Raw genomic sequence first — 22,141 nt, 5'->3', positions numbered from 1 at the left:
GGCTCAGGCCCTTGCGTAGGCGGGGTTCCAGCGGAGCAGGCGCTGCTCCAGCGCGCGGGTCAGGCTGTCGGCGAGCTTGCCGAGCCCGGCATAGACGAAGATCGCCAGTACGATGATGTCGGTCTGGCTGAACTCGCGGGCCTGGGTGGCCATGTAGCCGATGCCCGAATTGGCGGCGATCGTCTCGGCGACGATCAGCGTCAGCCACATGATGCCAAGGCCGAAGCGCAACCCGACCAGGATCGAGGGCAGGGCGCCCGGGAAGATGATCCGGCGGAACAACTCCCAGCGCTTCATCCCATAGACTCTGCCCATCTCGATCAGCTGGGGATCGACCGAGACCACGCCGTGATAGGTGTTCAGGTAGATGGGGAAGAAGATGCCCCAGGCGACGAGCAGGATCTTGGCCTGCTCGCCGATGCCGAACCACAGGATGACCAGCGGCAGCAGCGCCAGGTGCGGGATCGTCCGCACCATCTGCAGCGTCGGGTCGAGCAGCCGCCGGGCGAAGGGCGACAGGCCGCAGACCAGCCCCAGCACGAAGCTGATCGATCCGCCCATCACCAGCCCGGTCAATGCCCGGGCGGTGCTCACGGCAAGATGGTGGACCAGCTCGCCGTCGGCGGTCAGCTCGGCCGCTGCCTTCACCACGGCCGTCGGCGCCGGCAGGATCTGCGAGGGCAGCAGTCCCGTGGTCGAGGCGAGCTGCCAGACGACCAGCAATCCCACCGGCACGATCGCCGGGACGAGCGGGCTTTCCTTCCAGCCGGCGCCCCGGGTCATGCCGGCTTCCAGCCGGTCCAGGCGGCCTTGGACGCGTCGACCCGCTTGGGCAACACCCCGGCGTCGAACAGATAGTCGGAGACCTTCTGCTGGTTCTCGATAACCTCCGGCGTCACCGGATCGACCCGGAACAGGAAGTCCTTGTAGCGCGCTAGCATGCCGTCGAGCACCTGCGGCGGCAGCCGCGTCGCCTTGGCGACCTGGTCGCGATAGAAGTTGCGGTTGGCATTGCCCCAGGCGGCCTCGGCGCGCAGCTCGTCGAGCGTGGCGCGCAGCACATCGGTGCGGTTCCGGGTGAAGTCGCCCGAGGCGATGTAGAAGGCGGTGGTGTTGAGCCCCGAAGCGGGCAGCGGCACTTCGCGCGCGCCGCCGCGGATCTGGGCGAGGGTGAAGAAGGGATCCCAGATCACCCAGCCATCGACCGACCCGTTGGCCAGCGCGGTCTGCGCATCGCCGGGGGAGAGATTGGCGGCCTGGATATCCTTGAGGCCGAGCCCGACCTGCTTGAGTCCGGCCGCCAGCGCGAACTCGGCCGCCGAGCCCTTGGTATAGGCGATGCGCTTGCCCTTGAGCTGGGCGAGGCTGGTCACGCTTGATTTGGCCGGCACCAGCAGCCCACTGCCGACCAGCCCGGGGAAGCTCTGCGCGGCGACGAAGTTGAGGTCGGTTCCCGCTGCCTGGGCGTAGGCGACCGGGGTGTCACCGACCAGGCCGATATCGACGGCACCGGCGCGGATCGCCTCGATCAGCGGCGGGCCCGAGGCGAACTCGACCCATTTCACCGGCCCTAGCCCGCGCTTCTCCAGCCGCTTGGCGAATTCGCCGCGCGTCTCGGCGAGGAAGGGTACGCCGTTCTTCTGGGTGGCGAAGATCACGTCCTTGCGCTCGGGGCCGGCCTTGCGGCCGCACCCGGCAAGGGCCAGCCCGGCGGCAGTGCCGCCGAGCAGGATGAGCGACTGGCGGCGCGAGATCATTCCGCTGCCTCCAGCAGCGCTTCGGGTGCGGGCAGGATCGCGCGGCTCGACTGGCCATCGACGCCGATCGGCACATCGCCCGCCAGCGTCACACGGCGGACGACGCGGTGCTGGTCGCCATAATCGTCGATCGCGTAATGCTGGGTGGCGCGATTGTCCCAGATCGCCACGTCGCCTTCGCTCCACCGCCAGCGCACGCTGTTCTCCAGCCGGGTCACATAGCTCTGCAGCCGGTCGTAGAGTGCCTTCGAGTCCGCCTGGGGCAACCCGACGAATTGCTTGACGAAGCCGCCGAGCAGCAGGGTGCGTTCGCCGCTCTCGGGATGGACGCGGACCACCGGATGCTCGGTCTCATAGACCACGCGGGCGAACACCGCCGCGAAGCGCTTGCGCTGCTCCTCGGTCGCGTCGGGGCGCTCGGCGGCATAGTCATAGGCGTTGGTGTGGATCGCCCGCAGCCCGTCGGCCAGCTCGCGCAGCGGCTCGGGCAGGTCCTGATAGGCGGCGACGGTATTCGCCCAGACCGTATCGCCGCCCGCCGGCGGGATCGTCACGCCGCGCAGGATCGAGGCGAAGGGATAGGCGGGCACGAAGGTGATGTCGGTGTGCCAGTGATTGGCGCGGGCGCCGTGGTGCGAGTCCAGCTCGAACAGGAAATTGCCGCGTGACGGCACGGTCGGGTGCTCGAACGGCGTGCCGAATGCCTGGCCGAACGCTTCCTGCCCGGCATCGTCGAGATGATGCTGGCCGCGGAAGAACAGCACCTTGTGGCGGACCAGCGCGGCGCGGATCGCTGCCAGTGTTTCGGGCGGGAGATCGGCGGAGAGCGCGACCCCGCGCACTTCGGCGCCGATGCGCCCGCCGACCGGCACCACGTCGAGGGGGATCCCGGGGTCGGGCGTGTTCAGATAGGCACTGCGGGTAGAGACGGTCATGGCAGGTCTCCTTCGTTGGGTTACTCGGCCGCGGCGGCCAGCGCCGGGGTTTGGGGAAAGGGCAGGCCCAGATGGTCGCGCAATGTCCGGCCGGTATATTCGGTGCGGAAAAGTCCGCGGCGCTGCAGCTCGGGCACGACCATTTCCGCGAACGCCTCGAGCCCCTGCGGCAGGATCGGTGGCATGATGTTGAAGCCGTCCGCCGCGCCGGCCGCGAACCAGTCCTCGAGCAGGTCGGCGATCTCGGTCGGCGTGCCGATCACGGTCTTGTGCCCACGTGCGGTGATGATCCGGGCGATCAGCTGGCGGATGCTCAGCCCCTCGGCCCGCGCGGTATCGACCAGCAGCTTCTGGCGACTCTGCCAGCCCTGGGTGGAGGCGGGCTCGGGCAGCGGGCCGTCGAGCGGATGTTGCGACAGGTCGGTATCCATCAGCCCGGAGACGAAGCCGATGCCGAGCCGCGGATCGACCAGCGCGAGCAGCTCGTCATGCAGCCGCTGCGCTTCCTCGCGTGTCTCGGCGACGAACGGCATGATCCCCGGCAGCACGAGCAGTTCATCCGGGTCGCGGCCATTTGCCGATGCGGCCGCGCGCAGCCGGGTGCGAAAGGCGATCGCGTCCTCGCGCGATTGCTGCGCGGTGAAGACCAGCTCGGCGGTCGCGGCTGCGAGCGCGATGCCGTCGTCGGACGAGCCCGCCTGGACGATCACCGGATGGCCCTGCGGCGTGCGATCGAGCTGGAGCGGTCCGGCGACCTTGAAGAACGGGCCCTCATGGTCGATCCGGTGGATGCGGGTGGGGTCGTAGAAGCGCCGCGCCTGCTGATCGGCGATCAGCGCGCCGTCCTCCCAGCTGTTCCACAGCGCCTTGACCACATCGACATATTCGCCGGCCCGGGCATAGCGATGGGCGTGCTCATATTGGTGATCGAGCCCGAAATTATGCGCCTCGGCATCCGAGCCCGAAGTCACGCAGTTCCAGCCGGCCCGCCCGCCGCTCAGATGATCGAGCGAGGCGAACTTCCGGGCGAGGTGATAGGGCGGGAGATAGGTCGCGGAGGCCGTGGCGACGAGCCCGATCCGCTCGGTCTGCGGCGCGATCGCCGCGAGCAGCGACAGCGGCTCGAAATAATAGGGCAGGGCGGCCAGCGCACCCAGCTCGGAGGGCGGTCCCAGCATCGCGACATTGTCCGCGAAGAAGATCGCGTCGAACTTCGCCGCCTCCGCCACCTGTGCCTGATGCACATAATGGCCGAGCCGGGTGAGCGCGCGCGGATCGACCGAGGGATGCAGCCACGCCGCAGCGTGGTGGCCAACTCCCATCAGGAAGGCGCCGAGCCGCATCTGCCGATCGCGCGCCATCGTCAGAACCGCGCCCGCGCGGTGGTGCCGAAGGTACGCGTCTCGCCGAGCACCTTGATGAACGGCGTGATCGCGGTCGCCTGACCGATGCCGACGGCATAGCGCTTGTCGAACAGGTTGCGGCTCCAGAACTGCAGCGAATAGCGGCCGTCGGCGCTGCGGATGCCGATACCGGCATTGGTGAGGCCATAGCCTTCCTGCTTGCCGTACACGGAAACGGCGCTCAGCAGGTTGGTCTCGCTGCGATAGGTCTGGTTGACATAGCCGAACAGGCCGAGCGTCTCGGAGACGTTGTCGTCATAGTTCAGGCTGAGCTGGCCGCTCCACTTGGACGAGCCCGGAATGCGCGTGCCCGACAGATTGACCGAAGGCGCGACATTGCTCAGCTCCACCGGCGGCGGCGCATTGGTGTAGGAGCGGAAGGTCGCATCGTTGAACGACCCGCTCGCCGAGGCGCTGAACCCGCCGCCGAGCTTGGCCGACGCCTCCAGCTCGACGCCGCGCAGCCGCGCCCGGGCGGCATTGCCGAGGAAATAGCCGAGCGCCACCCGGTTCGGGTCATATTGCGTGGCCTGGAAGTCCTTGATGTCGTTCCAGTAGAAATTGACGTTGAACGTTGCCTTGCCGCCGGCCAGCGTCGTCTTGATGCCGGCTTCGTAAGCGGTCGACTTCTCCGGATCGATGATCACCGGCTTGCCCGGTGTTGCGCCCAGATTGGCCGCGCCCGACTTCTCGCCATAGCTGACCGAGGCATAGAGCAGCACATCGTCCGAGAGCTTGAAGGACGGGTTGACCAGCCAGGACCAACTGCTCGTCGTCTTCTCGTCGGCAACCGCGAAGACCCCGCCGAACGCGTTGACGATCGCCGTGCGTGCCGGGGCAAGGGTGGCCGGCAGTGCGGAACCCCCAAAGACCGTCGCGGTGTTCGACGCCTTCTTGTTCTCGCGGGTGAAGCGCAGGCCGCCGGTCAGCGCCAGCCGGTCGCTCGCATGCCAGGTCAGCTGGCCGAACGCCGCGCCGCTGGTGACCTGGAGCTTGCCATATTGGTCATACTCCACGCCATCGAGGATCGCCGGGAGCAGCGCGGCCGCAGGTAGCGCCCCGGTGAGGAAATACTTCGTCGAGTCCGCCTGGAAGATCGAGCGGTTGTTGCTGACCAGGTCCTCGCGCAGGAAATAGCCGCCGAACTGATATTCGATCGGATTGCCGGTGGCCGAGGCGATCCGGATCTCCTGCGAATATTGATCGACATCCACGTCATAGCCGGCGCGCAGGATCGAGAAGGGCGAGAGATCGCTGTCGTTGTGCGGGCGGAAGCGCAACTGCCGCCAGGCGCTCACCGCGGTCAGGGTGGGGCCGCCCAGGTCGATCGTCAGCTCGTTCGACAGGCCGTTGACCCGGGAGTCGATCCGCTCCTGGGTGTTGAGATTGGCGTTCTGGCCGATCCGGTAGCTGGGCGTGTAGCCGAAGATGGACTTGAGCTTGTTCTCCCAGGCGCCCGAGCGGACCGCGCCATTGGCGAAGGTCGTCGCGTCGGCGAAGCCGGGATAGTAATTGTTGTACTCGCTGGTCTCGTAATGCTCGCCGATCAGGCGGCTGGTAACCGGGCCGCTCTGGAAGAGCAGCTGCCCGCGTGCCGCCCAGCGGTTCACGTCGAGATACTTCTGGCCGTCCTGGGCATTCTTCGCCCAGCCGTCCGAGCGATCGACATAGAAGGTCGCGCGATAGGCGAGGGTGTCGCCGATCAGCGGGCCGGTGGCGTTGGCGCGGATCTGGAAGCGGTTCTGGTTGCCATAGCCCGCCTCGAGATTGAGCTCGGGCGTGAAGCTCGGCCGCTTGGTCGTGACGATCAGCGCGCCGATCGTGGTGTTCTTGCCGAGCAGCGTGCCCTGTGGCCCGCGCACCAGCTCGACATGGTCGAGATCGACGAAATCGAGCCAGCTGAAGCCGACATGGGTGAAGAACACATTGTCGACGATCAGGCCCACGCCCGATTCCGCGCCGTCATTGCTGGCATTGCCGCCAAGCCCGCGGACATAGAGGCCGGATACGCGGGTGTTCTGCTGGACAGCGGCGAAATTGGGCAGCTTCGCCGCGAAATCCCCGACGCGGTAGATATGCTGGTCGGCCAGCTCGCTGCCCGAGACCGCGCTGATCGCGACGGGCACGTCCTGCAGTCTCTCCTCACGCCGCCGCGCGGTCACCAGGATCTCCTGGCCGGTGGCGTGCTGCGCGTCCTCGTCGGCGACGGGATCGTCGGCGGTCGCCGCGATGGGCTTGGGCTTGTCGTCATCGGCAGCCCAGGCCGACGCGGAAGCGACCAGGGTGAGAGCGGTGGCGGCCAGTGCGAGAACCCGGATCTTCCTGTTGTGCATGTTCGTGCCTCCCTTATCTCTATCATTCTAGTAGAGATTAAATGGGGCAACCGGAGTTCGGCTTCACCGCGGTGAGCTAAAACTATCAGGACCGCGTCGCGCTGAGCTGGCTTATTATCCATCAATCTAGTAGGATATAAATCCGGCCCTGAGAAGAGGGAGGCGCGCGTGAGGGCGAGCAGCATTCTCGAGACGATCGGCAACACGCCGCATATCCGTGCGTCGCGGTTGTTCCCGGATGCGAAGGTCTGGATCAAGGCCGAGCGATCGAATCCCGGTGGGTCGATCAAGGACCGCATCGCGCTGGCGATGATCGAGACAGCCGAGCGCAAGGGGCTGCTTCGTCCGGGCGGCACGATCATCGAGCCGACCAGCGGCAATACGGGCATCGGGCTCGCGCTGGTCGCGGCGGTGAAGGGCTACCGGCTGATCCTGGTGATGCCCGAGAGCATGAGCGTGGAGCGCCGCCGGCTGATGCTGGCCTATGGCGCCAGCTTCGATCTCACTCCGCGCGCGCAGGGAATGGCCGGCGCGATCGACCGGGCACATGCGCTGGTGCGCGCGACGCCGGGCGCGTGGATGCCGCAGCAATTCGACAATCCCGCCAATATCGATGCGCATGTCCGCACTACCGCCCAGGAGATACTGGCGGACTTCCGCAGCGATCCGATCGACGCGATCATCACCGGCGTCGGCACCGGCGGGCACATCACTGCGCTGGCGGAGACGCTCAAGATGGAATGGCCGACGCTCCAGGTCTTCGCGGTCGAGCCCGAACTTTCGCCGGTGCTTTCCGGTGGCGCGCCGGGACCGCACCCGATCCAGGGCATCGGTGCCGGGTTCATCCCGGCCAATCTCCATGCCGACATGCTCGATGGCGTGATCCAGGTCAGTGCCGACGAAGCGCGGGGCTTTGCTCGCCGCGCGGCATGCGAGGAGGGGCTGCTCGTCGGCCTCAGCTCCGGCGCGACCCTTGCGGCGATTGCCCGCAAGCTGCCTGCGCTGCCCGGCGCGAACATCCTCGGCTTCGCCTATGACACGGGCGAGCGCTATCTCTCGGTGCCCGATTTCCTTCCGGAAGAAGCGGCGCCGGAATTCACCCTGGCCGGCGTCCGCGCCCATTGACCGGAGAAGTTTCCATGTCGCTCGATCCCGATTTCTTCAACGAGCGCGATGACCAGATGTGGGCCGATTTGTTGTCGCCCGGGCGTCGCGCGCTATTGGGAGGGGGCGCGGCGGCACTGGCCGCAATCGGCCTTGCACGAGGAGCGGCGGCGCAGACGGCACCCGCGCCGGCCAGGCCGCTCGCGCCGCGGGCCACCGGGCGCAGCCCCTGGGGCTATGAGACCTACAAGGAGGCGACACCCCGCCCGAAATCGGTGCGCCCCGGCGAAGCCGTGCTGCCGTCGAGCCCGCGCGCCTATACCGATATCAAGAGCTACCACGCGCACATCTATTTCGACGAGGACAGCTACGAGAAGGCGGCGCTGGTCCGCAAATGGGCGGCCGAGCGATTCTCCGTCGAACTCGGCAACTGGAACCTCGAGCCGCGCGGGCCGCATGTCACGCCGTCCTTCTATTTCGGCTTCACCAACGACCTGCTGCCGGTGATCGTCCCCTGGCTGCAGCTCAACAGCCTCGGCCTGACGATCCTGCTGCATCCGAACACCGAGGATCCCCGCGCGGACCATCTCCATTACGCGCTGTGGGTGAACCGGTCCCAGCCGGTGAACGCGTACGGAATGCATGCGCCCGGGCCCGGCGAGCCGAAGGTGGAGCAGATCTACCCGAACACGCGCCCGAGCGTTCGTCTCGAGGCCTGAACGAAAAAGTGGCCGCGCCCTGCGGGATGGGGCGCGGCCTAGACCTGAGCTTGGGGGGAATGAACCTCGCTCGGGGAAGCGATGAAACCGGACGAGAGCGGCTGCCGGCTTCATCGGCACGGCGATAATTCCTACCGATATGATATGAATTGAAAAGCAAGTTCGGCTTTCGCGGCCTAAAGCTCATCTCTTTTATCTCTACTAATTAAGTAGAGTAACGTCGATTTCCGACTGGAGGGGCCCATGACCATATTCCGCCGTACGCTGTTGCTGTTGTCCGCATCGAGTGTTTCCCTGGCCGCGCCGCTGGCGGCCCAGGCGCAGACCGCGCCAGGTGGAAGCGAGGGATTCACCGGCAGGATCGCGGTGAAGCGGGCGGACTCGGTGCCGGCCTTTCCTCGGCGCCCAGAGGCACCGAAAGGCGCGCCCAATGTCGTGGTGATCCTGCTCGACGATGTCGGTTTCGGCGCGACTTCGACCTTTGGCGGCCTGGCCCGCACGCCCAATCTCGATGCGCTGGCCAGGGACGGGGTGCGCTACAATCGCTTCAACACGACGGCGATCTGCTCGCCCACCCGCGCGGCGCTGCTCACCGGGCGCAACCAGCACCAGGTCGGCTTCGGTAACCTGCAGGACATCGCTGCCGGCTTCCCCGCCTATAACTCGATCTGGAAGAAGGAAACCGCGTCGATCGCGCGGATCCTGCATGACAATGGCTACAGCACAGCGGCGGTCGGCAAGTGGCACAACACGCCGCAATGGGAAATCTCGTCCGCGGGGCCGTTCGATCGCTGGCCGACCGGGCTCGGCTTCGATCATTTCTACGGCTTCATGTCGGGCGAGGACGACCAGTGGGAGCCGCATCTCTACGACAACACCACGCCGGTGGAATCGCCGCAAAAGGCGGCGCCCGGCTATCATCTGACCAGCGACCTGGTCGATCATGCGCTGCGCTGGGTCGACGAGCATGACGCGCTGGCGGCCGCCAAGCCCTATTTCCTCTATTTCGCCACCGGCGCGGCCCACCAGCCGCACAATGCCCCGGCCGACTGGATCACCCGCAACAAGGGGCGGTTCGATGGCGGTTGGGACAAGTATCGCGAGGAGGCCTTCGCGCGGCAGAAGCGGCTCGGCGTCATTCCCGCCAATGCCCAGCTCACTCCGCGCCCCGAGGGCCTGCCCGCCTGGGACAGCCTGAGCGCCGACCAGAAGAAGCTCTATGCCCGCCAGATGGAAGTATATTCGGCCTTCGTCGAGCATACCGATGCCGAGGTCGGCCGGCTGATCAAGGAGATCCGCAGCCGCCCCGGCGGCCAGAACACGCTGATCTTCTACATCGTCGGTGACAATGGCGGCAGCGCCGAGGGCGGGCTCGACGGCTCGATCGCCAACGAGGCTGCCTCGGGCACCGGGGGGCAGGCGAGCGCGGCGACCCAGCTGGCTCAGCTCGACAAGTTTGGCGGCCCCGATGTTGCCAATCACTATGCCGCGGGCTGGGCCTGGGCGACGACCACGCCGTTCCAGTGGATGAAGCAGGTCGCCTCGCATTTCGGCGGGACGCGCAATCCGCTGATTGTCTCCTGGCCCGGGCATACCGATGTGCCCGGTACGGTGCGTGGCCAGTTCGGCCATGTGAACGACATCGCGCCGACCATCCTCGATGCGGCGGGCATCGCCTTTCCCGAAAGCGTCGACGGCGTGAAGCAGATCCCGTTCGAGGGGCGCAGCCTCGTCCCGACCTTCAAGGATCCCAAGGCACCCGAAGCGCATCGCGAGCAGTATTTCGAGATCTTCGGCAACCGTGCCCTCTATCGCGACGGCTGGGTGGCGGCTGCGCGGCGGCCCTATCTGCCCTGGAAGCTGATCGAGTCCGGCCTCAGCGTCTACACCAGCGACCCCGCCACCGATCGTTGGGAGCTGTACCATGTCGACCAGGATTTCAGCGAGGCGAACGACCTGGCGGACAAGGAACCCGCAAAGCTTGCCGAGCTGAAGGCCGAGTTCGAGAAGGAAGGCCTGCGCAACGGCGTCTTCCCGCTGCTGCCGGCGCCTATCGGGGCGCCGAGCCTCTATGACAAGGCGGCTACCCGCTTCGCCTGGCAGGCGGGCATAGGCCAGCTGCCGCGCAACGCGCTGCCCGACCTTTCGGGCCGCGCACACCGCTTCGAAGTGGACATCAGGGGCGATGCCGCGACGGGCAGTGGCGTGCTGCTCGCCGAAGGCGGGCGCCTCGGCGGCTTCGCGCTCTATGTGAAGCAGGGCAGGCTGGTGTTCGAGAACAATGCCTATGGCCAGTCTCACCAGACGGTGATCTCGGGCGAGGTATTGCCTGCGGGGTCGCTTACCGTCGCCTATGAATATGTGCCCGACCAGGCCACCGCCAAGGGCACGCTGTTCAATCCCTCGGTGCCGGGCACGGTCACGCTCTACGTCAACGGCAGGCAGGTCGCCTCGGGGCCGATCGGCAAGTTCCTGACTGCCGTTGGCGCGTATTCGGAAGGCTTCGATATCGGCCTGGACCGCGGCTCGCTGGTCAGTGCCGATCCGGCCGGACAGGCGCATTACACCCAGGCGCTGGGCGAAGTGCGGCTCCTGCTGAAATAGCGCAAGCAAGGGCCGGTTTCGGCCGGCCCCTGCCTTGTTGCGATCAGGCTTCGATGACCACCTGGTGCTGCTCGCCCAGGCCGGCGATCCCGAGCGCGATCCGGTCGCCCTTGTGGAGCCACACATTGGGGTTCTGGCCGAGCCCGACGCCCGGCGGCGTGCCGGTGGTGACGATGTCGCCCGGCTGCAGGCTCATGAAGCGGCTGAGATAGGACAGGATGAAGCCCGGCCGGAAGATCATCGTCGAGGTCGATCCGTCCTGGTAGCGCTTGCCGTTGACCTCGAGCCACATGTGCAGGTCGCTGGTGTCGCCCACCTCGTCCGCGGTCACCAGCCAGGGGCCGATCGGGCCGAAGCTGTCGCAGCCCTTGCCCTTGTCCCAGGTGCCGCCGCGCTCGAGCTGGAAGGCACGCTCGGAAACGTCGTTGCAGACGAAATAGCCGGCGATCGCCGCTTCGGCCTGCGCCTCGTCGACATAGCGGCATTCGGTGCCGACCACGAAGGCCAGCTCGACTTCCCAATCGAGCTTGGTCGAATCGCGCGGCTTCACGATCGGGTCATTGGGCCCGGAAAGCGCGCTCGTCGCCTTCATGAACAGGATCGGCTCGTCCGGGATCGCGGCGCCGGTCTCGGCGGCGTGATCGGCATAATTGAGGCCGATGCAGATGAACTTGCCCGGCCGCGCGACGCAGGCGCCGAGCCGCGGCTCGCCCTCGACCAGCGGCAGGCTCGCCGGATCGATCGCGCGAAGCCGCTCCAGGCTTTCCGGCGTGATCGTGCCGCCGTCGATATCGGCGACCACGCCGGTCAGGTCGCGGATCTTGCCGTCGGCGTCGAGCAGGCCCGGCTTCTCCTGGCCGTTCGGGCCAAAGCGCAGCAATTTCATGTACGGAACTCCTTCAATCGCAGGATCAGTTGGTCCAGCCGCCGTCGATCACATGGATCTGGCCGGTCGTGAATGCAGCGTCGTCGGACGCGAGATAGAGGGCGAGCGCGGCGACTTCGGACGCCTGGCCCAGCCGGCCCATCGGCTGGCGCGCGACGAAGGCGGCGAGCGCGCCTTCATAATCCCCGGTCGCGCGCAGCCGCTCGCGCAGCGACGGCGTCTCGATCGTGCCCGGGCAGATCGCGTTGCAGCGGATGCCCTGGCCGACGAAATCGGCGGCCACCGCCTTGGTCAGCCCGATGACGCCCGCCTTGGTGACGCCATAGGCGAAGCGGTTGGGCACGCCCTTGATCGAGCTGGCGACCGAGGACATGTTGACGATGCTCCCGCCGCCCCGCGCGATCATGTCCGGCAGCGCCGCGCGGATGATCCGGTACATGCTCGTCAGGTTGAGGTCATAGGCGAGCGACCAGTCCTCGGGCGAGCAATCCAGGATCGTCCCGCCCGGCACCGCGCCGGCGCAGTTGAACAGCACGTCGAGCGGCCCGGAAAGCGCCAGCGCCTCCGCGATCGAGGCCTCGTCGCGCACGTCCATCCGCGCGACCTGGCACCCGGCCAGGCCCGACAGCCCGTCCAGGTTGATGTCGGTCGCCCATACGGTTGCGCCTTCCGCGGCGAAGAGCTCGGCGGTCGCCCGCCCGATCCCCTGCGCCGCCGCGGTCACCAGCGCGGTCTTGCCCGCCAGCCGGCCAGCTTTCGTCATCTCATGTCTCCGTCAGGGCTGTTGGTCGGGTGCCGCATCGGCACCGATAAAGGTCATGCGCATCTACCGATCCGTCGGAAGGGGAGCGTCCGGGGCGATCAGTCCCGCATCGCGGAGCCCCTGCCAGAATTCCGCCGGGATCTCGAAGCCGTGCAGCCGGATCGTATCCTCGACCTGTCCTGGCGAGCCCAGGCCGAGCAGCACGCTGGCGACCGCGGGATGGGCAAGCGGGAACTGGAGCGCGGCGGCAGCCAGCGGCACCTGATATTCCCGGCAATGCGCTTCCAGCCGGGCGACGCGCGCCACGATATCGGCCGGTGCCTCGCCATAGTCGTAGCGCGGCGCATGGCCCGGCGCGGTGCCGGTGGCGAGAATGCCCGAATTATAGGCGCCGCCGATGATGACCGAGACTTGCCGCGAGAGGCAGAGCGGCAGGAACTGTTCCAGCGCGCCCTGCTCGAGCAACGTATAGCGGCCGGCGAGCAGCATGACGTCGCAGTCCGCATGCTGCAGCACCTCGACGCCCACCTGCCATTCGTTGGCGCCGACGCCGAAACCGGCAATCGCGCCTTCATCGCGCAGTCGCTCCAGCGCCTTGAGGCCGCCGCCCTGAGTCAGCTGATCGAAATACCGCCCATTGTCCGCGCCGTGCGTGCGCACGCCGATGTCATGGACATAGAGCAGGTCGATCCTGGCCAGGCCCAGCCGCTGCAGGCTGTCCTCATGGGAACGCAGGACGCCGTCATAGCTATAGTCGAAATGCCGCTCGAAGGGCAGCGGCGAGCGAAAGCCCTGCCGCTCGGCATCGCCGCGAAGCGCCGGGTCGGCGCGCAACAGGCGCCCCACCTTGGTCGACAACACGATCCCCTGCCGTTCGCGCAGCCCGTCGCCGACGCGCCGCTCGCTCAGGCCATGGCCGTAGTGCGGGGCGGTATCGACATAGTTCATCCCCGCGGCCAGCGCGCGCTCCAGCGTCGCGCGGGCCTCCATGTCGGTCACGGGCTGATAGAGGTTTCCGAGGGGCGCCGCCCCAAATCCAATCTCGCTGACTTCGATCTTCGCGCGGGGAACCGTACGGAATGGGATCATGATGCGGGATGCTCGTCGAGCGCGAAGATCCGCGTCATCGGCAGCCATTTGGGACCGCCGGCCGCGATCGGGCGCTGATAGGCGTCCATCGTGGCTTCCCATTCGGCAACGACGGTCTCGAGCGCGGGGTCGGAGGGAGCGAGCCCTTCTTCGGGAACCTCGGCCAGCATGACCAGCCGATCGGCGACGCGCCAGATCTCCATCGCGCTAAAGCCGCGCTGGCGGATGTCGTGTAGCACCTCGGGCCACACCGATCCGGGGGCATGGCGCGCCTCATAGGCGGCGATCAGTTCCGGATCGTCTTTCAGGTCGAGCGCAAACAGGGCACGTGTCACTTGGCAGGTCCTTCCCGAAGCCGCAGCACGGCAAAGGCCAGCACGCCGGCAAAGGCAAGCATCGGCACGAGCATCATGTGGTGCACGCCGCCGATCCGCTCGGAAACGATCCCCATCAGCGGGGGGAACACCGCGCCGCCGATGATCGCCATGATCAGGAAGGCCGAACCGCTCTCGGTCTCTTCGCCCAGCCCCTCGACGCCAAGCGCGAAGATCGTCGGGAACATGATCGACATGAAGAAGCTGGTCAGCCAGAGCGCGCCTACCGCCGGCATGCCCGATGCCAGCGCCGCGAAGCCGCAGAGCAGCGCGCCGGCCGCGGCATAGAGGGCGAGCAGCTTCGCCGGGGCGATCCGCCGCTGCAGGAAGGCGCCGCTGAAGCGGCCGATCATCAGCATCGCCAGGCTGGCGGAAAGCAGGAACGCGGTCGTGCGTTCGCTCAGTTGCGGGGCCTGGGACTTGGTGAAGTCGATGAAGAAGCTCCACACGCCGACCTGGGCGCCGACATAGAGGAATTGCGCGATGACCGCCGCGCGCAGCCAGCGATGGCGCAGCACCGCGAACAACGGGCGGCGCGGACCCTCGGCCGCCTTGGCATGCGCGATGACCGGGAAGCGGGTGAAGGCGATGAGCAGGCCGATCAGGCAGACCACCAGGCCGATCGCGATATAAGGGCCCTGCACCGCGGTCGCCGCGGCGGTCCGCCAGGCGGCGCGTTCGGCCGGGGCCATCGCCAGGATCTGCGCCTGGGTGCGCTCGTTCGAGGAGAAGATGAACAGCCCGCCGACGATCGGCCCGAGGATCGCGCCGACGCCATAGAAGGACTGGGCCAGGTTCAGCCGGGCGGACGCCGTCTCGGGCGCGCCGAGGATCGTCACATAGGGGTTCGACGCTGTCTCGAGGAAGGCGAGGCCGATCGCGATCACGTACAGCGCGACCAGGAACAGGCTATATTGTTCCGCTGCCGCCGCCGGATAGAAGAGGAAGGCGCCGCCAGCATAGCAGGCCAGGCCGATCAGGATCGTGTTCTTGTATCCAAGCCGCCGGATCAGCAGGCCGGCCGGGATCGCGGCGCAGAAATAGCCCACATAGAAGGCGAACTGGATCAGGCTCGCTTCGGTGCGGGTCAGGTCCAGCGCCTTCTGGAACTGCCGGATCAGCACATCATTGAGCGCGGCCGCCAATGCCCAGGAGAAGAAGAGCGACGTGACGAGCGCGAAGGCGACCGCATAGCGGCGCTCGACGATCGGCGGTGCGGCAACGGATGCGCGGCTGGCCATTCTCGGATTTCCTCCCCCCGGCGATGCGGGATGTAGTTTTTTATAATTGCGTATTTAAAATACAAGTTCATAGGAAAAAACAATATCTCGGCCCAGTGATTGCGGCCTCCCCTTGGAATTTCCTGTCGTCGTGGGAGCGATTGCTCCGGCCTGATCCTTGTCGCGTGCAGGGCAGGGACGGGTTGATGTTGCAGCGCAACTGGCCCGCTCCGCAAGCCCGGCGATGCGCCAGGCCGCGGACGCAGTTTATCCATGTAGGGCGGAGCAAGGGCCCCGCCGCGCATTCAGGCTGCCTGCCCGCGATCCGGCTGGTGCCGATAGCGGGTAAGCGTCTCCGGCTTCATCTCGATCGAGAAGCCCGGCCGTTCGGGCGGCATATAGGCGGCCGAGCGGATCACGCAGGGATCGAGGAAATGCTCGTGCAGATGGTCGACATATTCGATCACCCGGCCGTCGCGCGTCCCGGCGAAGCAGAGATAGTCGATCATCGCGAGATGCTGGACATATTCGCACAGGCCGACGCCGCCGGCATGCGGCCAGACGGGCAGATCGTATTTCGCGGCCATCAGCAGCACTGCCAGCACTTCGTTGACGCCGCCCAGGCGGCAGGCGTCGATCTGCACGACGTCGATCGCCGAGCCCATGATGAACTGCTTGAACAGGATACGGTTCTGGCACATCTCGCCGGTCGCGACCTTCACCGGCGCGATGCCGGCGCGGATGCTGGCATGGCCCAGCACATCGTCGGGGCTGGTCGGCTCCTCGATGAAGAAGGGCTTGGCGAAGGCGAGGGCGTTGACCCAGTCGATCGCCTGGCCGACTTCCCACACCTGGTTGGCGTCGATCATCAGCGTGCGGTCGGGGCCCAGCACTTCGCGGGCGATCGCGACGCGCCGCTTGTCGTCCTCCAGGTCGACGCCGACCTTGAGCTTGATGTGGCGGAAGCCGGCATCGACGGCTTCCTGGGCCAGGCGGCGCAGCTTGTCGTCGTCATAGCCGAGCCAGCCTGCCGAGGTGGTGTAGCAGGGATAGCCCTCGGCGCGGAGCAGCGCGATCCGCTCTTCCTTGCCGGCGGCACGCGCCTCGAGAAGGGTGAGGGCCTCCTCCGGGGTGATGCAATCGGTGATGTAGCGGAAGTCGATCGCGCGAACGAGTTCGGCCGGCGACATCTCGGCGACCAGGCGCCACACCGGCTTGCCATCGGCCTTTGCCCAGAGGTCCCATACCGCATTCACGATCGCGCCGGTGGCGAGATGGATGGCGCCCTTGTCTGGGCCGATCCAGCGCAGCTGGCTGTCGCCGGTGATGTGGCGCCAGAAAGCTGCAGGCTCGGCGCGGATCGTGTCGAGCGACTGGCCGACGACCAGCGGGCGGAGCGCCTCGATCGCCGCGACGCAAACCTCGTTGCCGCGCCCGATCGTGAAGGTCAGGCCATGGCCGCTGAGACCCGGCGTATCGGTCTCCAGGATCACATAGGCGGCTGAATAGTCCGGATCCGGATTCATTGCATCCGAGCCGTCCAGCGATAGGCTGGTGGGAAATCTGATATCCAGCACGCGCAGGCCGGTGATCACGGTCATTGGCGGTTTTTTCTCTGTGACAGGGGAAAGCAAGTGTCGGGCACTAAACGAGGCCTTCCATATTGCGTTGGCAGTATTTTGTATATGGAAATATTGTTTCCAGATGAAACCTGATACCGTCGAGATGGACACATTTCGCGCATGGCTTCGGTTCCGATCAAGCGTGCTCGATCGGGTTGGGCCGGCGTCGGGAGGGGGTTGTCGTCGGCCGCGCCGTTAGCTGGCCTTGCGGCTCCGGCGTGGACGTTTCGGCTCGGGCACGGAAAGGGTGGGGACCACGGGTGCTTCCTCGCGGTCGTACCAGCCGAGGATCGTCGAGATGTCGAAGGCGGCGACCTTCAGCAGCGCCAGCGTCTCCTCGAGTGACAGATGCGGTGCATCGTCGATCACGGCCAGATACGGGATGGTGAGCGCCGCGACCACCTGGCCGCTGAACCCGAAGATCGGGCAGGAAAGATCGGACACGCCCGCCAGCCGCGAGCTCTCGATCGATTCATAGCCCTGGGCACGCACCTCGGCCAGGCGCTCGGCGAGCGGGCGGGAAGGGGGCGTGCCCAGCACTTCCAGTCGGCGCGCCTCTTCCATGAACGCCAGCAGCACATGGCCCGAGCAGCTGGTCTCCAGCACGATCTCGGTGCCCAGCCGAACGGCGAAGCCGGTGGGGCCGGAGCTCTCCTGGCGCGCGACGATCAGGCCGCGGCTGCCGTTGACCACGGCGAGGTGGCAGGACTGCATCGTTTCCGCGGCCAGGCTGTGCATCCGCGCCGCAGCGACATAGGTGAGCTCCTGCGCCGGTGTCGCGCGGTGCGCGAGCTCGAGCAGCTTGTAGGTCACCCGGTACCGGTCGTTGGTCGCATCCTTGTGCAGCCATCCCCGGCGATCCAGCGCGACCACCACGCGGAAGAGCTCGCTCACCGAGCGGCCCAGCCGCTGCGCGATCTCGGTGATGGTGAGGCCGAACGGCTCGTTGCCGAGCAGCTCGATCACGTCGATGCCCTTCTCCAGGGCGGGCGCGCTGTAGTTGGGCGCGGCGGACTTGTCGTCCGGCTTCGCCTGCTTGCTGGCAGGCTTGTTCTGCGATGCGGGCTTTGGGGGCATCAGGCGACGCTAGCGCAGCAGGATCGCGTTGTCATGCCGGCACTGATGGGAGGTCCGTGAGTTCCGCGACGAAGTCATAGGCGTCGCCGCGATAATAGGATTGGGTATATTCCACCGGCCGTCCGTCGCCGAGGAAGCCGCACCGTTCGATCAGCAGCCCCGGCGTGCCGGCATCGACATCGAGCAGCCGCGCCTGGGCCGCGGTGAAGGGCACCGCGCGCAGGCGCTGCAGCGCGCGGACCGGCCGGTGGTCGGTGCGGGCCAGCGCCGCATAGAGCGATCCCGAGACTTCGTGGATCCCGTCCAGGCAGAAGCTGGGCACGGTCGAGAATTCGAGCGCCATCGGGGCGTCGTCGGCGATGCGGATGCGGTGGAACCGCAGCACCGGCGCGCCGGGGGACAGGTTGAGGTGCATCGCCTCGGCCGGCGTGACCGTCCCCTCCGCGCGCAGGATCCAGCTGCTGCGCGCCAGCTGCCGCCGGGCCGCCACTTCCTCGGAGAAGGAGCTGATCCGCGAGAAATTCTGCTCGATCCGCCGGGTGACCGTGGTGCCGGCGCCCTGCCGCCGCGTGAGCAGCCCGTCTTCCGCCAGCTCCGCGAACGCCTTGCGGATGGTGATCCGCGACACGCAATATTCGGCGGCGAGGTCGCGTTCAGGCGGCAGCGTCGCGCCGGGTTTGAGCCGCCCCTCGGCGATCGCCCTGCGCAGCAGCCGGGCGAACTGGGCGTAGAGCGGCTTGCGATCCCGCAGCACCAGCATGCCCAGCGAGGCCTCGGCGTACTCCGCCGCCGCCGGGGCAAGCACCGCGCGCGGTTGCGGGCCGAGCAGCGGAATGCTCGCGGTCATGCCGCGACTCGCGCGGCGACGAGACCAATTGCATCCCCGGCATAGCCTCTCCGCTGCCCGCGAGGCCGCGCCGCGCCTACGCCCCGATCGTCCATTCCGTCCCCTCATCCGCCGCTGGTTTTCAGGCGCAACATCAAGATCAATCTGACAAATGTCACGCTTAATTTTCATATGCAAAATTAGTTTCCAAAAAACCATTGCGTGATTGGTTCGTTCGTGGTTACACACTGGTCCCTAGGCGCCCCGAAGCTCGGATTCGCAGAATCGGTCGGGAGAGGCGCTGCAGAACAATTCTGTATCCGCAGGAAATGCCGGGCTGGCGGTGCCAGTCCTGCGATGCAAGCGAGGGGGGTTAAACGAATGAATCTACGGCTTAAGTTCCTGGTCGGTACGGCGCTCACCTGCGCCGCGGTTCCGGCCTATGCGCAGGATTCCGTTCCTTCGCGCGACGACGGCGAGATCGTCGTCACCGGCATCCGCAAGAGCCTTCAGGACGCGATCGAGACCAAGAAGCGCGCCAATTCGATCGTCGATGTGATCAGCGCCGAGGATGTCGGCAAGCTCGCCGACAGCAACGTCGCGGAATCGCTGTCGCGCCTGCCCGGCGTCACGGTCGACCACCAGTTCGGCGAGGGCGAGCAGCTCTCGATCGCCGGTGTCGAGCCTGCGCTGAACCGCCTGACCATCGACGGCCACTCGGTCGCCTCGGCCGACTGGGGCGGCAACCCCTCGGATCGCTCGAGCCGTTCGTTCAACTACTCGCTGCTCTCGCCGACGATCATCAGCCAGGCGGTGGTCTACAAGACCCCCGAGGCACGCCTCCAGGAAGGCGCGATCGGCGCGAGCGTCGACATCGTCACCCGCAAGCCGCTCGACCTGAAGCCCAACACCGTCGCGCTCACCGGCGGCGGCGAGTATAACAGCCGTGCCAAGCGCGGCAGCTTCCGCGGTTCGGCGCTGTACAGCTGGCACAATGCCGATGAAACGATCGGCTTCCTCGGCGCGGTCAACTACGACAAGGAACAGCTCAGCCGCGCCGGCTCGGCGGTCTATTGGTATCGTACCGGTGACGCGCTGCTCGATCGCTACCCGAAGGACGCCAACGGCAACATCATCTACGGTGCGGACGGTCGCGTCACCAGCGGCCCGACGCTGAACGGCCAGCTGCCCAACGCGGCGATGATCGCCGAGTTCAGCAAGGCCCGCGTCGCCTCGTTCCTCGCCCGCGAGTTCTTCAAGCAGGAGCGCGAGCGCATCGGCTTCTCGGGCGCGATCCAGGTTCGCCCGGCCGACAACCTCACGCTCACCGGCACCGCGCTGGTGATCCGCGGCAACTACGACAATCTGTCGAACTCCGAATATACCTATGGCTATGAGGGCTCGCTCCTCCAGAGCGCGACCTATGCCGACGGCATGGTCACCTCGGCGACCTTCGCGGGCATCACCAGCGGCAATGGCGCCACCGGGCAGCTCGACACCAACTTCCGTCGCACCCGCGTCAAGAACGACTCGCTCACCTTGATGTTCGACTGGAAGCCGGGCGACTGGGTCGTCACCGGCAACTTCGGCGGCACCCGCGCCTCGGGCGGCAAGGATCCGGAATATCTCCTCGATTTCCGCACCAAGCAGGGCTTCACCTCGGGCACCAACGGCCAGAGCACCTATGTCAACTGGCAGTATCCGGCGAGCGACGCTTCGCGCTGGCTGAGCAACTACACGGCGCTCGGCGGCGAGAACCAGACCGAGGCGGCGGTGCGCGCGGCCAATGGCGGCAACCCGTTCTTCGGGCGCCAGATCGGCGGCATCACCTACGCCGAAAAGACCCGCGACAACGAGCTGTTCGGCCAGGCGGACGTCAGCCGCAAGGTCAATCTCGGCCCGATCACCGAGATCCTGTTCGGTGCGCGCTTCGCCAGCCACACCAACAGCAACACCACCGTTGGCGGCGCGACGTTCACCAACCAGAACTTCACGCTCGCCGATCTCAACCCCTATGTCCTCGACAGCAATCTGTATGATGGCCTGGGTGTGAGCGGCAACGGCACGCCCTATGCCACGCTCGATGCCGATGCGATCCGCGCGACGCTCGAGAAGTACGGCAATATCAGCGTGAGCCGCGGCCTCTCGAAGGATCAGTATTTCCACGTCAAGGAAACGATCGTCTCGGGCTATCTGCAGGCCAATTTCGAGGCCGGCCGGTTCCGCGGTAACGTCGGCGGTCGCTACGTCTTCACCCGCGACCAGTCGCAATTCTACGTGCAGAGCGGCGGCGTCTTCGCACCGACCCAGGTGAACACCGACGACAACCGCTTCCTGCCGGCCGCGAACCTGATCTTCCAGGCGGGCGAGAATGTGGTGCTGCGTGCCTCGGCGGCGAAGGTGATGGCGCGTGCGCGCTACTCCGATCTCGCCGGCTCACTCTCGCTCGACGACACCACCCGCTCGGGCAGCGGCGGCAACCCGGACCTGAAGCCCTATGCGGCGACCAATTTCGGCCTCTCCGCCGAATGGTATTTCGCCCCGGCGAGCTACATCTCGGGTGAAGTCTTCTACCGCGACGTGTCGAACTATATCGGCAACGCGGTGCAGGACGGCGTCAGCCTCACCAACACGGTGACCGGCCGCACGCTGGAATACTCGATCTCGCGCCCGGTGAACGGCGGCAAGGCAAAGGTCACCGGCTTCTCGCTGACGGCCAACGCCAATTTGTTCTGGGGCTTCGGCATCCAGTCCAACTACACCTTCACCGATGCCGACACCGGCTCGCCCACCGGCCTGCCATTCCTGTCGCGCGACACCTTCACGCTCGTGCCCTATTTCGAAAAGGGTCCGTTCCAGGCGCGTGTCAGCTTCAACCGTCGCTCGAAGTATTTCTATCGCTTCGGCCGCCAGCAGTCGCAGGACTATACCGACGGCTACAGCCAGCTCGACGCGTCGATCTCGTACAACCTGACCGACAAGCTGCAGGTCAGCGCCTCGGCGTCGAACCTGCTCGACGAGACCTACTACCAGTACAGCTCGGATCCGAAGTTCCCGACTTCGGTCTACAAGAACGGTCGCGTCTACTCGCTGAGCGCTTCGTTCCGCATGTAAGTGTGCCCCGGGCGCGGCGGCGTTCTCGCCGCGCCCACCCTTCCCAAGTCCCTTTGCGATGCCGGTGTCTCCAAGTCTGGCATCCGACACTAGCCGCCCCTAGCTCTGCTAAGGGCGGCATTTTTCTGTGTGCGGCTCGTGCAGGCGGGGTGGGGGGACCTTCTCGCAGTTCCAGGGTGGGCCGAAGGACCAAAACCTCGTCACCCCGGCCTTGTGCCGGGGTCCACCAGGCGGCGAGGGCAGAATTCGAGAGTTCCGGTTCAGCGCGCGCGGCACCGTGGAACGCGGCACAAGGCCGGGGTGACGGCGGGAGGC

Annotated in this window: 17 protein-coding genes; 4 read left to right on the top strand and 13 right to left on the bottom strand. The window is 66.7% G+C overall.

Features of this window, described 5'->3' with window-relative positions:
• Positions 1-3: 3 nt before the first annotated feature.
• From HNP52_RS17075 to HNP52_RS17055, 5 genes are read right to left on the bottom strand one after another with little or no spacing between them, the layout of a single operon-like run.
• Positions 4-783, bottom strand: a complete 780-nt coding sequence (locus HNP52_RS17075; protein WP_184168816.1) for an ABC transporter permease subunit — start codon at positions 781-783, stop codon at positions 4-6.
• Positions 780-1,757 carry an aliphatic sulfonate ABC transporter substrate-binding protein gene (locus HNP52_RS17070; RefSeq protein ID WP_184168815.1) on the bottom strand — a complete coding sequence of 326 codons (978 nt, stop codon included), beginning with the start codon at positions 1,755-1,757 and terminating at the stop codon, positions 780-782. The genes HNP52_RS17075 and HNP52_RS17070 overlap by 4 nt, the downstream gene beginning before the upstream one ends.
• Complete coding sequence (locus tag HNP52_RS17065; protein WP_184168814.1) at positions 1,754-2,692, bottom strand: TauD/TfdA family dioxygenase; 939 nt, start codon at positions 2,690-2,692, stop codon at positions 1,754-1,756. Before HNP52_RS17065 ends, HNP52_RS17070 begins: the two co-directional genes overlap by 4 nt.
• 20 nt (positions 2,693-2,712) lie before the next feature.
• Positions 2,713-4,053 (bottom strand): LLM class flavin-dependent oxidoreductase, encoded by a 1,341-nt coding sequence (locus HNP52_RS17060; protein WP_221416469.1) that lies wholly within the window; start codon positions 4,051-4,053, stop codon positions 2,713-2,715.
• Between the two features lie 2 nt (positions 4,054-4,055).
• Positions 4,056-6,428: a TonB-dependent receptor gene (locus HNP52_RS17055; RefSeq protein ID WP_184168813.1), complete on the bottom strand. Its 2,373-nt coding sequence runs from the start codon at positions 6,426-6,428 to the stop codon at positions 4,056-4,058.
• A 168-nt stretch (positions 6,429-6,596) separates the two neighbouring features.
• Here HNP52_RS17055 and cysK point away from each other — a divergent pair, with 168 nt between their 5' ends.
• From cysK to HNP52_RS17040, 3 genes are all read left to right on the top strand, one after another.
• Positions 6,597-7,553, top strand: coding sequence for a cysteine synthase A (gene cysK / locus HNP52_RS17050; protein ID WP_184168812.1), 957 nt, complete (start codon positions 6,597-6,599; stop codon positions 7,551-7,553).
• Positions 7,554-7,567: 14 nt separating this feature from the next.
• Entirely contained in the window at positions 7,568-8,251 is a 684-nt protein-coding gene (locus HNP52_RS17045) for a DOPA 4,5-dioxygenase family protein (protein WP_184168811.1), read from the top strand.
• Positions 8,252-8,494: 243 nt separating this feature from the next.
• A complete protein-coding gene (locus HNP52_RS17040; protein ID WP_184168810.1) occupies positions 8,495-10,855 on the top strand; it encodes an arylsulfatase in 2,361 nt (786 codons plus the stop codon).
• A gap of 43 nt (positions 10,856-10,898) precedes the next feature.
• On the opposite strand, the gene HNP52_RS17035 is transcribed toward HNP52_RS17040, so the two are convergent.
• The 8 genes from HNP52_RS17035 to HNP52_RS17000 all read right to left on the bottom strand — a co-directional run bounded on the left by HNP52_RS17035 (position 10,899) and on the right by HNP52_RS17000 (position 18,646).
• A complete protein-coding gene (locus HNP52_RS17035) occupies positions 10,899-11,741 on the bottom strand; it encodes a fumarylacetoacetate hydrolase family protein (protein WP_184168809.1) in 843 nt (280 codons plus the stop codon).
• Between the two features lie 25 nt (positions 11,742-11,766).
• The gene (locus HNP52_RS17030) at positions 11,767-12,504 is read right to left on the bottom strand and encodes an SDR family oxidoreductase (protein ID WP_184168808.1); all 738 of its coding nucleotides are present in this window, start codon (positions 12,502-12,504) and stop codon (positions 11,767-11,769) included.
• 63 nt (positions 12,505-12,567) lie between these two features.
• Complete coding sequence (locus HNP52_RS17025) at positions 12,568-13,593, bottom strand: aldo/keto reductase (protein WP_184168807.1); 1,026 nt, start codon at positions 13,591-13,593, stop codon at positions 12,568-12,570.
• Complete coding sequence (locus HNP52_RS17020; protein WP_184168806.1) at positions 13,590-13,928, bottom strand: L-rhamnose mutarotase; 339 nt, start codon at positions 13,926-13,928, stop codon at positions 13,590-13,592. Before HNP52_RS17020 ends, HNP52_RS17025 begins: the two co-directional genes overlap by 4 nt.
• Positions 13,925-15,208, bottom strand: coding sequence for an L-fucose:H+ symporter permease (fucP, locus tag HNP52_RS17015; RefSeq protein WP_184168805.1), 1,284 nt, complete (start codon positions 15,206-15,208; stop codon positions 13,925-13,927). Before fucP ends, HNP52_RS17020 begins: the two co-directional genes overlap by 4 nt.
• 284 nt (positions 15,209-15,492) lie before the next feature.
• Positions 15,493-16,788, bottom strand: coding sequence for an L-fuconate dehydratase (locus HNP52_RS17010; RefSeq protein WP_184168804.1), 1,296 nt, complete (start codon positions 16,786-16,788; stop codon positions 15,493-15,495).
• Between the two features lie 216 nt (positions 16,789-17,004).
• A complete protein-coding gene (locus tag HNP52_RS17005) occupies positions 17,005-17,886 on the bottom strand; it encodes an IclR family transcriptional regulator (protein WP_184168803.1) in 882 nt (293 codons plus the stop codon).
• Between the two features lie 31 nt (positions 17,887-17,917).
• Positions 17,918-18,646, bottom strand: coding sequence for a GntR family transcriptional regulator (locus HNP52_RS17000; protein WP_184169268.1), 729 nt, complete (start codon positions 18,644-18,646; stop codon positions 17,918-17,920).
• Between the two features lie 447 nt (positions 18,647-19,093).
• On the opposite strand from HNP52_RS17000, the gene HNP52_RS16995 reads away from it, so the two are divergent.
• Positions 19,094-21,826 carry a TonB-dependent receptor gene (locus HNP52_RS16995; RefSeq protein ID WP_184168802.1) on the top strand — a complete coding sequence of 911 codons (2,733 nt, stop codon included), beginning with the start codon at positions 19,094-19,096 and terminating at the stop codon, positions 21,824-21,826.
• The last annotated feature ends 315 nt before the right edge of the window (positions 21,827-22,141 follow it).

The organism is Sphingomonas kyeonggiensis (assembly GCF_014204495.1).
Taxonomy (GTDB): domain Bacteria; phylum Pseudomonadota; class Alphaproteobacteria; order Sphingomonadales; family Sphingomonadaceae; genus Sphingomonas; species Sphingomonas kyeonggiensis_A.
This window is presented reverse-complemented; position numbering and strand designations above follow the sequence as displayed.

What these genes read in the sequence shown, in the direction of transcription:
- HNP52_RS17075 (WP_184168816.1), bottom strand. Translation starts at nt 783, where the DNA reads ATGACCCGGGGCGCCGGCTGGAAGGAAAGCCCGCTCGTCCCGGCGATC.
- HNP52_RS17070 (WP_184168815.1), bottom strand. Translation starts at nt 1,757, where the DNA reads ATGATCTCGCGCCGCCAGTCGCTCATCCTGCTCGGCGGCACTGCCGCC.
- HNP52_RS17065 (WP_184168814.1), bottom strand. Translation starts at nt 2,692, where the DNA reads ATGACCGTCTCTACCCGCAGTGCCTATCTGAACACGCCCGACCCCGGG.
- HNP52_RS17060 (WP_221416469.1), bottom strand. Translation starts at nt 4,053, where the DNA reads ATGGCGCGCGATCGGCAGATGCGGCTCGGCGCCTTCCTGATGGGAGTT.
- HNP52_RS17055 (WP_184168813.1), bottom strand. Translation starts at nt 6,428, where the DNA reads ATGCACAACAGGAAGATCCGGGTTCTCGCACTGGCCGCCACCGCTCTC.
- HNP52_RS17045 (WP_184168811.1), top strand. Translation starts at nt 7,568, where the DNA reads ATGTCGCTCGATCCCGATTTCTTCAACGAGCGCGATGACCAGATGTGG.
- HNP52_RS17040 (WP_184168810.1), top strand. Translation starts at nt 8,495, where the DNA reads ATGACCATATTCCGCCGTACGCTGTTGCTGTTGTCCGCATCGAGTGTT.
- HNP52_RS17035 (WP_184168809.1), bottom strand. Translation starts at nt 11,741, where the DNA reads ATGAAATTGCTGCGCTTTGGCCCGAACGGCCAGGAGAAGCCGGGCCTG.
- HNP52_RS17030 (WP_184168808.1), bottom strand. Translation starts at nt 12,504, where the DNA reads ATGACGAAAGCTGGCCGGCTGGCGGGCAAGACCGCGCTGGTGACCGCG.
- HNP52_RS17025 (WP_184168807.1), bottom strand. Translation starts at nt 13,593, where the DNA reads ATGATCCCATTCCGTACGGTTCCCCGCGCGAAGATCGAAGTCAGCGAG.
- fucP (WP_184168805.1), bottom strand. Translation starts at nt 15,208, where the DNA reads ATGGCCAGCCGCGCATCCGTTGCCGCACCGCCGATCGTCGAGCGCCGC.
- HNP52_RS17010 (WP_184168804.1), bottom strand. Translation starts at nt 16,788, where the DNA reads ATGACCGTGATCACCGGCCTGCGCGTGCTGGATATCAGATTTCCCACC.
- HNP52_RS17005 (WP_184168803.1), bottom strand. Translation starts at nt 17,886, where the DNA reads ATGCCCCCAAAGCCCGCATCGCAGAACAAGCCTGCCAGCAAGCAGGCG.
- HNP52_RS17000 (WP_184169268.1), bottom strand. Translation starts at nt 18,646, where the DNA reads ATGCTGGTGCTGCGGGATCGCAAGCCGCTCTACGCCCAGTTCGCCCGG.
- HNP52_RS16995 (WP_184168802.1), top strand. Translation starts at nt 19,094, where the DNA reads ATGAATCTACGGCTTAAGTTCCTGGTCGGTACGGCGCTCACCTGCGCC.